11 protein-coding genes are annotated in these 11,264 nt (G+C 62.5%); 4 read left to right on the top strand and 7 right to left on the bottom strand.

The window, feature by feature from the left end; genetic code table 11:
- Nucleotides 1-11: 11 nt before the first annotated feature.
- The gene (locus tag ACN9MU_RS21950; protein ID WP_426343458.1) at nucleotides 12-266 is read right to left on the bottom strand and encodes a hypothetical protein; all 255 of its coding nucleotides are present in this window, start codon (nucleotides 264-266) and stop codon (nucleotides 12-14) included.
- 206 nt (nucleotides 267-472) lie between these two features.
- On the opposite strand from ACN9MU_RS21950, the gene ACN9MU_RS21955 reads away from it, so the two are divergent.
- The 4 genes from ACN9MU_RS21955 to ACN9MU_RS21970 are packed head-to-tail and all read left to right on the top strand — an operon-like array spanning nucleotide 473 to nucleotide 5,088.
- On the top strand, nucleotides 473-1,672 hold the full coding sequence (locus ACN9MU_RS21955) for an exo-alpha-sialidase (RefSeq protein WP_426162549.1): 1,200 nt from the start codon (nucleotides 473-475) through the stop codon (nucleotides 1,670-1,672).
- Nucleotides 1,669-2,322, top strand: a complete 654-nt coding sequence (locus tag ACN9MU_RS21960; protein WP_426343459.1) for a hypothetical protein — start codon at nucleotides 1,669-1,671, stop codon at nucleotides 2,320-2,322. The genes ACN9MU_RS21955 and ACN9MU_RS21960 overlap by 4 nt, the downstream gene beginning before the upstream one ends.
- Nucleotides 2,316-3,119 (top strand): hypothetical protein, encoded by an 804-nt coding sequence (locus tag ACN9MU_RS21965; RefSeq protein WP_426343460.1) that lies wholly within the window; start codon nucleotides 2,316-2,318, stop codon nucleotides 3,117-3,119. The genes ACN9MU_RS21960 and ACN9MU_RS21965 overlap by 7 nt, the downstream gene beginning before the upstream one ends.
- Nucleotides 3,120-3,123: 4 nt before the next feature.
- Nucleotides 3,124-5,088, top strand: a complete 1,965-nt coding sequence (locus ACN9MU_RS21970) for an LTA synthase family protein (protein ID WP_426343461.1) — start codon at nucleotides 3,124-3,126, stop codon at nucleotides 5,086-5,088.
- A gap of 103 nt (nucleotides 5,089-5,191) precedes the next feature.
- On the opposite strand, the gene ACN9MU_RS21975 is transcribed toward ACN9MU_RS21970, so the two are convergent.
- The 6 genes from ACN9MU_RS21975 to ACN9MU_RS22000 all read right to left on the bottom strand — a co-directional run bounded on the left by ACN9MU_RS21975 (nucleotide 5,192) and on the right by ACN9MU_RS22000 (nucleotide 11,264).
- On the bottom strand, nucleotides 5,192-6,403 hold the full coding sequence (locus ACN9MU_RS21975; RefSeq protein ID WP_426162553.1) for an EAL and HDOD domain-containing protein: 1,212 nt from the start codon (nucleotides 6,401-6,403) through the stop codon (nucleotides 5,192-5,194).
- A 76-nt stretch (nucleotides 6,404-6,479) separates the two neighbouring features.
- Nucleotides 6,480-6,869 (bottom strand): chemotaxis response regulator CheY, encoded by a 390-nt coding sequence (gene cheY / locus ACN9MU_RS21980; protein ID WP_028104141.1) that lies wholly within the window; start codon nucleotides 6,867-6,869, stop codon nucleotides 6,480-6,482.
- A gap of 121 nt (nucleotides 6,870-6,990) precedes the next feature.
- Nucleotides 6,991-8,070 carry a protein-glutamate methylesterase/protein-glutamine glutaminase gene (locus ACN9MU_RS21985; RefSeq protein WP_426162554.1) on the bottom strand — a complete coding sequence of 360 codons (1,080 nt, stop codon included), beginning with the start codon at nucleotides 8,068-8,070 and terminating at the stop codon, nucleotides 6,991-6,993.
- Between the two features lie 11 nt (nucleotides 8,071-8,081).
- Nucleotides 8,082-8,702, bottom strand: coding sequence for a chemoreceptor glutamine deamidase CheD (cheD, locus tag ACN9MU_RS21990; protein WP_426336111.1), 621 nt, complete (start codon nucleotides 8,700-8,702; stop codon nucleotides 8,082-8,084).
- Nucleotides 8,683-9,531 carry a CheR family methyltransferase gene (locus ACN9MU_RS21995; protein WP_426162556.1) on the bottom strand — a complete coding sequence of 283 codons (849 nt, stop codon included), beginning with the start codon at nucleotides 9,529-9,531 and terminating at the stop codon, nucleotides 8,683-8,685. The genes cheD and ACN9MU_RS21995 overlap by 20 nt, the downstream gene beginning before the upstream one ends.
- Before the next feature lie 29 nt (nucleotides 9,532-9,560).
- Nucleotides 9,561-11,264, bottom strand: coding sequence for a methyl-accepting chemotaxis protein (locus ACN9MU_RS22000; RefSeq protein WP_426162557.1), 1,704 nt, complete (start codon nucleotides 11,262-11,264; stop codon nucleotides 9,561-9,563).

The following is an 11,264-nucleotide window of genomic DNA, read 5'->3' on the forward strand; positions in this document are numbered from 1 at the left end:
AGCACCGCCGGTCAGCGCAAGGCTTCGGCGACCTGGTCGCCGAATTCCACCCCGTGCAATTGCGAAGCGAGCTGGACTGTGCGCAGCGCGCATAGTTCGGCCGCAGGCAAACCAGGCTGCTGCATGCAGCGCGCCTGATGCAGTGCTGCAAACTCATCGGCCTGGGCATTGCTGCCATGGGCCGATGCCAGCGCCGCAAGCAGCGCGATGCCAATTGCCATTTGCACCTTGAGTGGCAAGGTCCAGCAGTAACGGATGAAGAACATGGCCCCCCTCAAAGCTAGCCTGTTCTTGATGCTACGCAGACAATATTTCCGCTTAATGACTTTGAATGTTGATTTGACGCAACTGGCCGCCTAGCGACTTCACCCACCCCTATCAGAAAATTCCCACAATAGCTTGCTTTATTGTACGATGCTCCACTTGTGAATTTTCACTTGCAGACTGAACTTCAGTAATAGGAAAGAACAGGATGGAATTCCGGTTGGGCGCTAGCGCCATTACCACGGGCGACAGCAGCCACGACCGAAGCAGCAACGCATCCCTTTATGCAAAGGTGTTGTGCGTCGCCATCCTGGTCATTGCCGCCGGCGTCGAGGCGAGGCGCTGGTTCAATGCACGCCCTGCCAACCCGGCCATGCTGGTCGCGCCGCCCCAGCACGGCAATGTCAGCTTCATTCCCCGCAGCGCCACACTGCTTCCCACCCCGCCCAACGCGCCGATGGCGCATTCCAGCGCGATGACGCCACTGCCCGGCGGCCGCATGGCTGCCTTCTGGTGGGCCGGCAGCCGCGAAAGCGGGCCGGACGTGAAGGTCTATGCTTCGCACTGGAACGGCCATACATGGGCCCAGCCGTGGGAAGTGGCGAGCCGCGAGTCCCTCTCGGCCGCCCTCGGCTACGGCGTGCGCCGCGTCGGCAATCCGGTGGCCTGGGCCTCGCCGGAAGGGCATATCAACCTGTTTGTGGTGGCTACTGGCCTTGGCGGATGGGCCGCATCGCGTGTGGTCCAGATGGTGTCCGATGACCTGGGCAAGAGCTTCACGGTCAAGCGCGTGCTGCCGATGTCGCCACTGTTCAATACCAGCATGCTGGTCCGCACGACACCGGTCGGCCTGGCCGACGGCGGCTGGCTGCTGCCTGCCTATTTCGAGATGGGCATCAAATACCCGCTGATGCTGGCCTTTGACTCAAACGGCGACCCGCGCTGGATTTCGCGCATCGGCAGCCGCATCACGACGCTGCAGCCAACCATTGTTCCCTTCTCCTCGTCCGAAGTGCACGCCTGGATGCGCGATGCGAGCCGCGAGCAGCGGGTGCAGCATGCGCGCAGCAGCGACGGCGGCGTCAGCTGGGACGACCTGCCTGCGCTGTCGCTGCCGAACCAGAGCACCTCCCTCAGCGCGCTGCGCCTTAGCAACGGCAGTATCGCCCTGTTGCATAACCACGTGCTGCCCGGTGGCTCCGACCGCAATGTGCTGCGCCTGTCGACCACGAAGGACGGCCGCCATTGGACTCAGGTGACCGACATTGCCCACGGCAGCGCCGGGGAAGAGTTTTCCTATCCCGACCTGCACCAGGTCGGCGATGAACTGCACATCACCTACACCTCGCGCCGCGAAGCAATTGCCCACCATGTGATCGAGCTGGATTTCGATGGGGGTTCTGAATGACCCTTCCCGACCTGCTCCTGCAGAACGCTTATGGCAAGCTGGCTTGGGGGATCGTGCTCGCAGCCCTGGTTGCTGCGTTGATCCCCGCTTCCCGCCAGCTGTCGCGCCGCGCCTCGGCCCTGCTCCTGGGCTGCATGGTGATCCTGACGCTGCTGCCCGGGCAGTTATCGCCCGCTTACTGGATTGCCCTTGCGCTGCAGTGGCCGAGCGGCTTGCTGGCTGGTCTTTGCCTGATGCGGCTGGCCCACCCCTGGTGGCCAGCCCCGGCCCAGGGCGTCTTGCCGCCTGTTCTCGCCAGCGTCATCGCGCTCCTTGGTACAATCCTCTATCTCGACGCGCTGGGCCTGGTCTCGCTCGGCATGTATTTCTGGGGCTTCGGCCCGCGCGCGGCACCACTGTGTGCGCTGGCTGCAATGGCGCTCTGCGTGGCCTGGATCATCCAGGGCCGTTCGCGTCCGCAAGCCTTTGCTGCGTTGGGCGCCCTCGCCCTTTTCACCTTGTTGCGCCTGCCCACCGGGAACCTGTGGGATGCGCTGCTCGATCCCATGCTGTGGATCTGGGCCGTGCTGACGCTCGCGATGCGGGCCTGGCGCAAGCGGGAACGCAATTCTGCATCAGACAAAATCAATGAAGGAGTAGTTCAGTGGTAAATCGTAAATGGTATTCGCATCCGGTCCTGTTGACCGGCATCGCCATCAATCTTTTCGCACTGATACTGGCTGTGTCGGTAAAGGGATCGCCGGAACAACTGATGCGCGTACTGACTGAAGACGGCATCGTCGAATGGCTGCAGTTCCTGTGCTTCGCCATGACTGCGGGCCTGCTGGTATTTGCCGGCGTCGAACGCTGGAAACGCAGCGGCTTTGACCTGGCCACCCTCGGCATGCTTGGCCTGGGCCTGCTGGTGGCGGCCGCGGCAATGGAAGAGATCAGCTGGTTCCAGCGCATCCTGCACGTTCAGTCTTCCGAGTTCTTCGCCCACAACAACCGCCAGGGCGAAACCAACCTGCATAACCTGGCCATCGGCAAAAGCGGCAGCATCCACAAGACCATCATGCTGAAGATGATCCTGCTGGCCGGCCTGACCCATAACGTGATCCTGCCGCTGCTGGCACGCACCCGCCCTGCCGTGCGCAACTTCGTGGAAAAATTCGGCGTGTACCTGCCGCCGCTGCCGGTCTCCCTGGTTTACCTGGTGCTGGTGGCCCTGTCGCATGTGCTGATCGACCATCCGCGCAAGGGCGAACTGGGCGAACTGTTCGGCGCCGTGCACTACATGTCCACCATCTTTGCCGCCTACTTCCTCGGCTTCGGCTACAACCAGTCTGCAGTGTTCCAGCAGACCGCGGAAGCGCGCCTGGTGGACAAGCTGTTCAGCTGCGTGATGGTATTCCTGCTGCTGACCGCCTGGCTGCTCAGCGCCGGCGCCGGCGCCATGATGGGCTAAGAATATGAACCGGACTGCAGCCCGCCTCGCGCGCCTGACCCAATGGGCAGGTCCTTACGCCACCCTGGTGCAGATGGTGTTCGCCGGCCTGGTGATCCTGTCGCTGTCGCGCATTGGCCTGGTGGCCTGGCAGTGGGAGCGCGTCAGCGCCACCGGCATCCTGGGCGAAATCCTGGTGCAAGGCGTGCGCGCCGACCTGATCCTGCTCGGCTACCTGCTGGCGCTGCCAGTCGTGCTGGCGCCCTTCCTGGCCCAGCGCTATTCGGCGCGCGCGTGGCAGCTGTTCAGCGTCACCTGGGCCAGCCTGGCGCTGCTGTTCATCATCTTCATGGAACTGTCCACGCCGCAGTTCATCATGCAGTACGATTTCAGGCCCAACCGCCTGTTCATCGAATACCTGTCCTATCCAAAGGAAGTCGCCGCCACCCTGTGGAACGGCTTCCGCCTGGCGGTCATTCTTGGCATCGGCGGTACCGCCCTGCTGACCGTGCTGGTATTCCGCATGCTGAAGTCGGCTTCCGCCGGCACCGGAATGTGGTCGCCCAAGCTGGTGCTGCTGACCTGGCCGCTGCTGGTGCTGCTGGTGGGCTTCCAGATCCGCTCCACCACGGAGCACCGCCCCGCCAATCCGGCCACGTTCGCGCTGACCGGCGACGCCATGGTGAACTCGCTGATCATCAACTCGCCGTGGTCGGTGATCGATGCGATCACCTCGATGCGCAAGGAAGCCAACTCATCGGAAATCTACGGCAAATTCCCGCGCGAGAAGGTCTTCCCGATCGTGACGTCCGCACCATGGCTGCACGACTACCAGTTCACGCAGCCGGAGCTGCCCACCCTGCATGCGCAGCAAGCCGCCATCCAGCGCGCCAAGCCGCTCAACCTGGTGATCGTGCTGGAGGAAAGCCTGGGCGCCACCTTCGTGCAATCGCTGGGCGGCCTGCCCGTCACGCCGGAGTTGGAAAAACTGAAGAATGAAGGCTGGTGGTTCGAGCAGCTGTACGCCACCGGCACCCGTTCCGTGCGCGGCATCGAGGCGGTGGTCGCGGGCTATGCGCCGACGCCGGCGCGCAGCGTCGTCAAGCTCTCGCTGGCGCAGCAGAACTTCTATACCCTGGCGCTGGGCCTGGGCAAGCAGGGCTACCACACCGAATTCGTGTATGGCGGCGAAGCGCACTTCGACAATATGCGCAGCTTCTTCACCGGCAACGGCTTCCAGAACGTGGTGGACCGCAGCGAAATGCAGCCCAAGTTCGTCGGCAGCTGGGGCGCATCCGATGAAGACCTGTTCGACAAATCACTGGAGCGGCTCAAGCACCTGCACGCGCAGAACAAGCCGTTCTTCAGCCTGATCTTCAGCTCCTCCAACCACGAGCCATTTGAATTCCCGGATGGGAAGATCGAGCTGCACGACCCGGCCAAGCAAACCGTCAACAACGCCGTCAAATACGCCGACTACGCACTGGGCAAATTCATTGCGGAGGCGAAGAAGCAGGACTACTGGAAAGATACGGTGTTCCTGATCGTGGCCGACCATGACAACCGCGTGTACGGCAACAGCCTGATGCCGATCAAGAAGTTCCACATCCCGGGCCTGATCCTGGGCGCGGACGTGGCGCCAAAGCGCATCACCACCCTGGCCAGCCAGATCGACCTGGGCCCTACCCTGCTGTCGATGATCGGCGTCTCGAGCACCCACCCGATGATCGGGCGCGACTTCGTCAAGGACAGCACCACGCCGGGCCGCGCGATCATGCAGTTCGATAATTACTTCACCTGGCTCGAAGGCGATACCGCGACCATCCTGCGTCCGAGCCAGGAGCCGCTGATTGGCCGTTACGACTTTGCCAAAGGCGAGTTGCAGCTGAACGAGACCAGGCCGACGCAAGCCCAATTCGAGCAGGCAATGGCGCACGTGATCGCACCTTCGCTGCTCTACCGCGAACAGCGCTACCGCCTGGCCAAATAAGCACAAACAGGTAGCAAGCAAGACAACGAGGGGCAAGCAACAGCTTGCCCCTCGTTGCATGGATCGTATCGAGGGACGCGCCCGCCAGCGGGCGCCGGGATGATCAGGTGGTGACGTTCTGGGTCCAGGCCAGGGCCGACAGGTGGGCCTTGTTGACGTCTTCCGGCGACAGGGACAGCGAATCGGCCAGCGAGCTGACCAGGTTCGAATTCAGTTCGCAGGCCTCGGCCAACGCCAGGAACGGGCCGTATTTGCCGCCGCGCGTGAGCAGCGCCTTCACCACTTCGTCATTCAACTGGATCTCTTGCAGCACATCCTTCATCGGGATGCCCAGCAGGCGGTCCAGCAGCGAGAACATGCCGGCCACGAAGATATTCTCCGCATCGGCCTTGCCCAGCGCTTTCTGGCCCAGCAATTCAGCCAGGCGGCCGCGCACCACGGCAGTTTCCAGCAGCACCGGCGAGAAGCCGGAGGTGGAAGCGGTTGCCAGCAGCAGGGTCAGCCAGCGGTACATCGGCTGGTAGCCCAGCAGCTGGATGGCCTGTTTCAGCGACTGCACTTCACGCCCGGCGCCGAAGCCGGCCGAGTTGATGTACTTCAGCAGCTTGTACGACAGGGCAGCATCGCGCTTCAACACGCTTTCCAGCTGCGCCACGTCGGCATTGGCGTTCACCATCTGCATCAGCTGCAGGATAATGGTTTGCGAGGGATTCAGCCCCTGCCCTTCGCTGCCCGGACGCGGCGTCAGGTGCAGCTTGCCGACAAAGGCGTCCAGCCCGAGGGCGGCGCAGGCGTCGAAATCGGCCCAGGTGGTGACCGGACGGCCCACCATGCGGATACTGGATGTCTTCAGCAGCGAATAGGCGCGCGCCTGCGCGGCCACATCGGCCCCGGTAAAGCGTACTTCGACGTACGAACAAATGGTGCCCAGGCGGCTGCCCACGCGCGCCAGGTCGGCTTCGCGCAGCAGGATGCCGACGCCGCCGGCACGCAAGCCCTGCACCGCAGCCAGCGTGGTCGGATTGGCCAGTTCGGAAGTTTTCAGCGACAGCACGGTGTGCTCGGGCGGCAGGTCGAACATCGAATCGGTCGACAGCATGCCGGGCACAGCCTGCAGGAACAGGGTTTTCTGCTTGAGCAGCCAGCCGTGTTCAGGGTGGTTCACCTGGCTGGCGACGAAGCCGACCAGGCCTTCGAGCTCTTCCAGGGTGGGGACATGGGCAGCAGCTTCCTGCTGCCATGTAAGTTCGTAGCCGACCACGCGCTGCTCGGGATCGAGCAGGGGTTCACGAACCAGGAAATGTGTCTGATGCATACGTGGTCTTATGCTTGACTCAGGAGGGAACGGCGACGGCCAGGGCCGCCGCCGCGCATTACTTGTAAAGCTGCGATCAAGCGCCGAGCTTTTCGAAAATCTTGTTCAGCTTTTCATCCAGGGTGGCGGCGGTGAATGGCTTCACCACGTAGCCGTTGGCGCCTGCCTGCGCAGCCGCGATGATGTTTTCCTTTTTGGCTTCGGCGGTCACCATCAGCACCGGCAGCTTGGCCAATGCGGGGTCGGCACGGATGTTCTGCAGCATGGTCAGGCCATCCATGTTCGGCATATTCCAGTCGGACACCACGAAGTCGAATTGCTCCGCGCGCAGTTTAGCCAGCGCCATCACGCCGTCTTCTGCCTCGTCCACGTTGGCATAACCCAGTTCCTTCAAGAGATTTCGCACGATGCGACGCATCGTGGAGAAATCGTCAACAACCAAAAATTTCATCTTTGGATCAGCCATGAATTGCTCCGTTGTTTCTACTTACGCGGTTATTAATTAAAGTGGTGTACCCAGCAAGTTGTAGGATAGCATTTTCGTTGCTCCAAGGCGAACTAACTACCCCAAAACTGTCAATCACGTGTCAAACGCGCAATGCACGCGAGCCATGCTGCGCAAGATAACCCAATACCATGCCGGGCAGCGCCTGCAAGGCTCCGACTTCGTGCGTTGCACCAACGGCAATCGCTTCGCGCGGCATGCCGAACACCACGCAGCTAGCTTCGTCCTGCGCGAAATTATACGCTCCGGCGTTCTTCATCTCCAGCATGCCTGCCGCGCCGTCCTTGCCCATGCCCGTCAGGATCACGCCGACCGCGTTCTTGCCCGCATTCTGGGCCGCCGAGCGGAACAGTACGTCGACCGAAGGGCGATGGCGGTTGACCGGCTCACCCTGGTCCAGCCTGGTCATGTAATTGGCGCCGGAGCGGGTCAGCAGCAGGTGCGAGTGGCCGGGCGCGATGTAGGCATGGCCCGGCAGTACGCGCTCGTTGCCCTGCGCTTCCATCACGGAGATCTTGCACAGCGAATCGAGGCGCTTGGCAAACGATTTGGTGAAGCCTTCCGGCATGTGCTGGGTGATCAGGATGCCCGGGCAGTCCGACGGCATCTGCATCAGGAACTCGCGGATGGCTTCCGTGCCGCCGGTCGATGCGCCGACAATGATCAGTTTTTCCGAAGACATCAGTGGGTTCCGTAGTTGCGGCAGCGGCGTGCCGCCCTCGCCTGCCGTCCCGGCGGCCGGCAGGGTGCGGGCGCGTACCCGGGCCTTGGAGGCGGCGCGAATCTTCTCGGAGATCAGGTCGGCGTATTCGCGCATGCCGGACTGGATCGAGATCTTGGGCTTGGTGACGAAATCCACGGCGCCCAGTTCCAGCGCGCGCAAGGTGATTTCGGAGCCGCGTTCGGTCAGCGAGGAGACCATCACCACCGGCATCGGGCGCAGGCGCATCAGGCGCTCGAGGAAGTCGAGGCCGTCCATCTTCGGCATTTCGACGTCCAGCGTCAGCACGTCCGGGTTGGTCTGCTTGATCAGCTCGCGCGCCACCAGCGGATCGGGCGCCACGCCCACCACTTCCATGTCCGGCTGGCCCTTGATGATCTCGCTCATCACACTGCGGATCAGCGCCGAGTCGTCGCAAATCAGGACTTTGATCTTGTTCATTTTTATATCTCTCAGAACAGCTCGACCTCGCCCGCCACCGGTTTCGACTTGAGGCGGTTGGCGTAATCGTTCTCACGCTGCGCCAGGGTGTCGTTATGGGTTTGCATCAGTTTCTTGACCAGCACCTTGCCAGTCTTGGGGAAGAAGTACACCTTGCGCGGGTAGATGTCCAGCAGGTCCTCGGCCACGATGCGGATCTTCTCGTTCTTCAGGAAGTTCTGCACGAAGGCGGCATTGCGTTCGCCGACATTGATCGCGGTGAAGCCTTTCAGCACGGCGCCGCCGCCGAACACTTTGGCTTCCAGATTGTCGCGCCGGGCGCCGGACTTGAGCAAGTCGTTGATCAGCACTTCCATCGCATACGTGCCATAGCGGGCCGAGGCCGACACCGGGCTGCTCTGGTCGGCGCCGCCATCCGGCAGCATGAAGTGGTTCATGCCGCCCAGGCCCGTCAGGCGGTCGCGGATGCAGGCCGACACGCAGGAGCCGAGCACGGTCACGATCAGCATGTCCTTGTTGGTGTAGTAGTACTCGCCCGGCAGGATCTTGGCCGCGTCGCAGTCGAAGGTCCTGTCGTAATAGACATTGGTCGCGAATTGTTCTTTATCCATGTCATGCCCTCTTGCGCTCATCGAGCTCGTAGACAGTCTTGCCGCGCAACTTCAAAGCGTCCGACACGTAAAGGAAGTTCTCGGAGTGGCCGGCAAACAGCAGCGCATCCGGCTTCATCAAGGGAACAAAGCGCGACAGGATCTTGCGCTGGGTCGCCTTGTCGAAGTAAATCATCACGTTGCGGCAGAAAATCACGTCGAAACCGGGACGGATATCCCATTTTTCGTCCAGCAGGTTGACTTGCCGGTAGGTGATCAGCGAGCGCAGTTCCTGGCGCACGCGCGCCATGCCTTCGTTGGCGCCGCGCCCTTTCAGGAAAAAACGGCGCTGCTGCTCGGGCGACAGCTTGTCGATGCGTTCCATCGGATAGACGCCGTTGGCGGCCGTGGCCAGCACGTTGGTGTCGATATCGGTGGCCAGGATGTGCACCGGCGGCGTCAGCGTATTGAACGCTTCGCAGCAGGTGATGGCAATCGAATACGGTTCTTCGCCGGTGGAGCTGGCGGAGCACCAGATATTGATCGTCTCCCCGCGCTTGGCCTTCACGTGCTCGGCCAGCAGGGGGAAGTGGTGCGCTTCGCGGAAGAACGACGTCAGGTTGGTGGTCAGCGCATTGGTGAACGCTTCCCACTCGCCGTTGCCCAGGCGACCTGCTTCCAGGTCGTCTAGGTAGCGCACGAAACTGTTGATGCCGGTGGCGCGCAAGCGCCGCGCCAGGCGGCTGTACACCATCTCCTGCTTGGAGTCGGCCAGCGCAATGCCGGCCCGCTTGTAGATCATTGCGCGGACCCGTTCAAAATCCTTGCCGTTGAAATCAAACTCTTTCACGGTCTCTTTGGTCAGCGCCATTTTTGCTGTTCTCCGCGGTTACATGGACATTAAAACTCTTCCCAGTCGTCGCCGGATGGGGCGGCCGCAGCAAGTTTCTTCTTCGGCGCCTGCGCGGCCGGGGCGGCCGGCACGACCGCCGTGCTGCGTGGCGGCGCCGCCGGCTTGGCCTTGCGCGGCGCCGCGGCCGCGCGCTTGGCGAATTCGTCGCCTGCCAGCTTGAAGATCGACACCGCCTGCGCCAGGTTGTTGGCCTGGTCCTGCATCGATTCGGCGGCGGCGGCCGCTTCTTCCACCAGCGCGGCATTCTGCTGCGTCATTTCGTCCATCTGGCCGATGGCGGCATTGACTTCCTCGATGCCGTGGCTCTGCTCCAGGGTGGCGGCGGTGATCTCGCCCATGATGTCGGCCACCTGCTTGATCGAGGTCACGATCAGGCCCATGGTCTGGCCGGCTTCATCGACCAGGCGGCCGCCCGCGTCGACCTTGTCGACCGAGTCGTCGATCAGGGCCTTGATTTCCTTGGCTGCCGCGGCCGAGCGTTGCGCCAGGTTGCGCACTTCCGATGCCACCACGGCAAAGCCGCGGCCCTGTTCGCCGGCGCGCGCCGCTTCCACGGCGGCGTTCAGCGCCAGGATATTGGTCTGGAACGCAATGCCGTCGATCACGCCGATGATGTCCACGATCTTGGTCGACGATTGCTTGATCGAGCCCATGGTGTCGACCACCTGCGACACCACCTGGCCGCCCTTCTCCGCCACCGACGATGCCGACACCGCCAGCTGGTTGGCCTGGCGTGCATTGTCGGCGTTCTGCTTCACGGTGGAAGTCAGGTTTTCCATCGATGCCGCGGTTTCCTCCAGCGAGGAGGCCTGCGATTCGGTGCGGGCCGACAGGTCGGCATTGCCGGTCGCGATTTCCTGCGAGGCGGTTGTGATGGTTTCGGTCGAAGCGCGCACCTGGCCAACCGTCTTGGCCAGGCTTTCGTTCATGTCCTTCAGCGCCTGCAGCAGTTCCGAGGTTTCATCCTTGCCTTCCACCGTCACTTGCGAAGTCAGTTCGCCGGCGGCCACCTTCTGCGCCACTTCCACCGCGCCCGACAGCGGACGGGTAATGGACTTGGTAATCACCAGTGCGCACAGGATGCCCACGCCAACGGCCACCGCCGCCAGCACCACCATCCACATCGTCAGGTTGCGGTCGGCCTTGTTGGAGCTTTCCTTGAAGTCGGCAACCGCCGCCTGCTGCAGGTCCACCAGCTTGTTCAGCGAGGCCAGGGTCTGCTGCTGCAGCGGGTCGATGCGGCCGGCAATCACTTTCGCCGCGCCTTCGGCGTTGAAGGCCATGATCTGGCCCATGGCTTCCTTGAAGGCTGCGTCGACGTCGGTCTGCAAGGCGGAGATGTCGTTCACCACCTTCTTCTCGGCGTCGTTCAGGCCCAGGCTTTGCAGCTTGGTGCGCGCCGCATCGTAGCGGGCGCGGTTGGCCTTGACCTTCTCCTCTTCCTTCTGCATCAGGCTGACGTCCGACTGCAGGCCGATATTGCGCATGGCGATGCCGGTTTCCAGCATCGCGCTCTTCATCGACTGCGCCTGCGATTCCTTGGCGCCGGCCAGGTCCAGGCCCGTCATCAGGGCCGACTTGTTACGGTAGTTCAGCACATTGGTCAGCAGCACGGTGCCCACCAGGATCAGCAAAATGATCCCGAAACCGAAACCAAGCCGTGTCCCTATCTTGTATTCGCGCACATTCAT

The sequence above is a fragment of the Pseudoduganella sp. R-32 genome (assembly GCF_049913245.1).
Classification (GTDB): domain Bacteria; phylum Pseudomonadota; class Gammaproteobacteria; order Burkholderiales; family Burkholderiaceae_D; genus Rugamonas.

Coding starts and splice junctions, on each gene's coding strand:
- ACN9MU_RS21950 (WP_426343458.1), bottom strand. CDS start 266: ATGTTCTTCATCCGTTACTGCTGGACCTTGCCACTCAAGGTGCAAATG.
- ACN9MU_RS21955 (WP_426162549.1), top strand. CDS start 473: ATGGAATTCCGGTTGGGCGCTAGCGCCATTACCACGGGCGACAGCAGC.
- ACN9MU_RS21960 (WP_426343459.1), top strand. CDS start 1,669: ATGACCCTTCCCGACCTGCTCCTGCAGAACGCTTATGGCAAGCTGGCT.
- ACN9MU_RS21970 (WP_426343461.1), top strand. CDS start 3,124: ATGAACCGGACTGCAGCCCGCCTCGCGCGCCTGACCCAATGGGCAGGT.
- ACN9MU_RS21975 (WP_426162553.1), bottom strand. CDS start 6,403: ATGCATCAGACACATTTCCTGGTTCGTGAACCCCTGCTCGATCCCGAG.
- cheY (WP_028104141.1), bottom strand. CDS start 6,869: ATGGCTGATCCAAAGATGAAATTTTTGGTTGTTGACGATTTCTCCACG.
- ACN9MU_RS21985 (WP_426162554.1), bottom strand. CDS start 8,070: ATGAACAAGATCAAAGTCCTGATTTGCGACGACTCGGCGCTGATCCGC.
- cheD (WP_426336111.1), bottom strand. CDS start 8,702: ATGAGCGCAAGAGGGCATGACATGGATAAAGAACAATTCGCGACCAAT.
- ACN9MU_RS21995 (WP_426162556.1), bottom strand. CDS start 9,531: ATGGCGCTGACCAAAGAGACCGTGAAAGAGTTTGATTTCAACGGCAAG.
- ACN9MU_RS22000 (WP_426162557.1), bottom strand. CDS start 11,264: ATGAATGTGCGCGAATACAAGATAGGGACACGGCTTGGTTTCGGTTTC.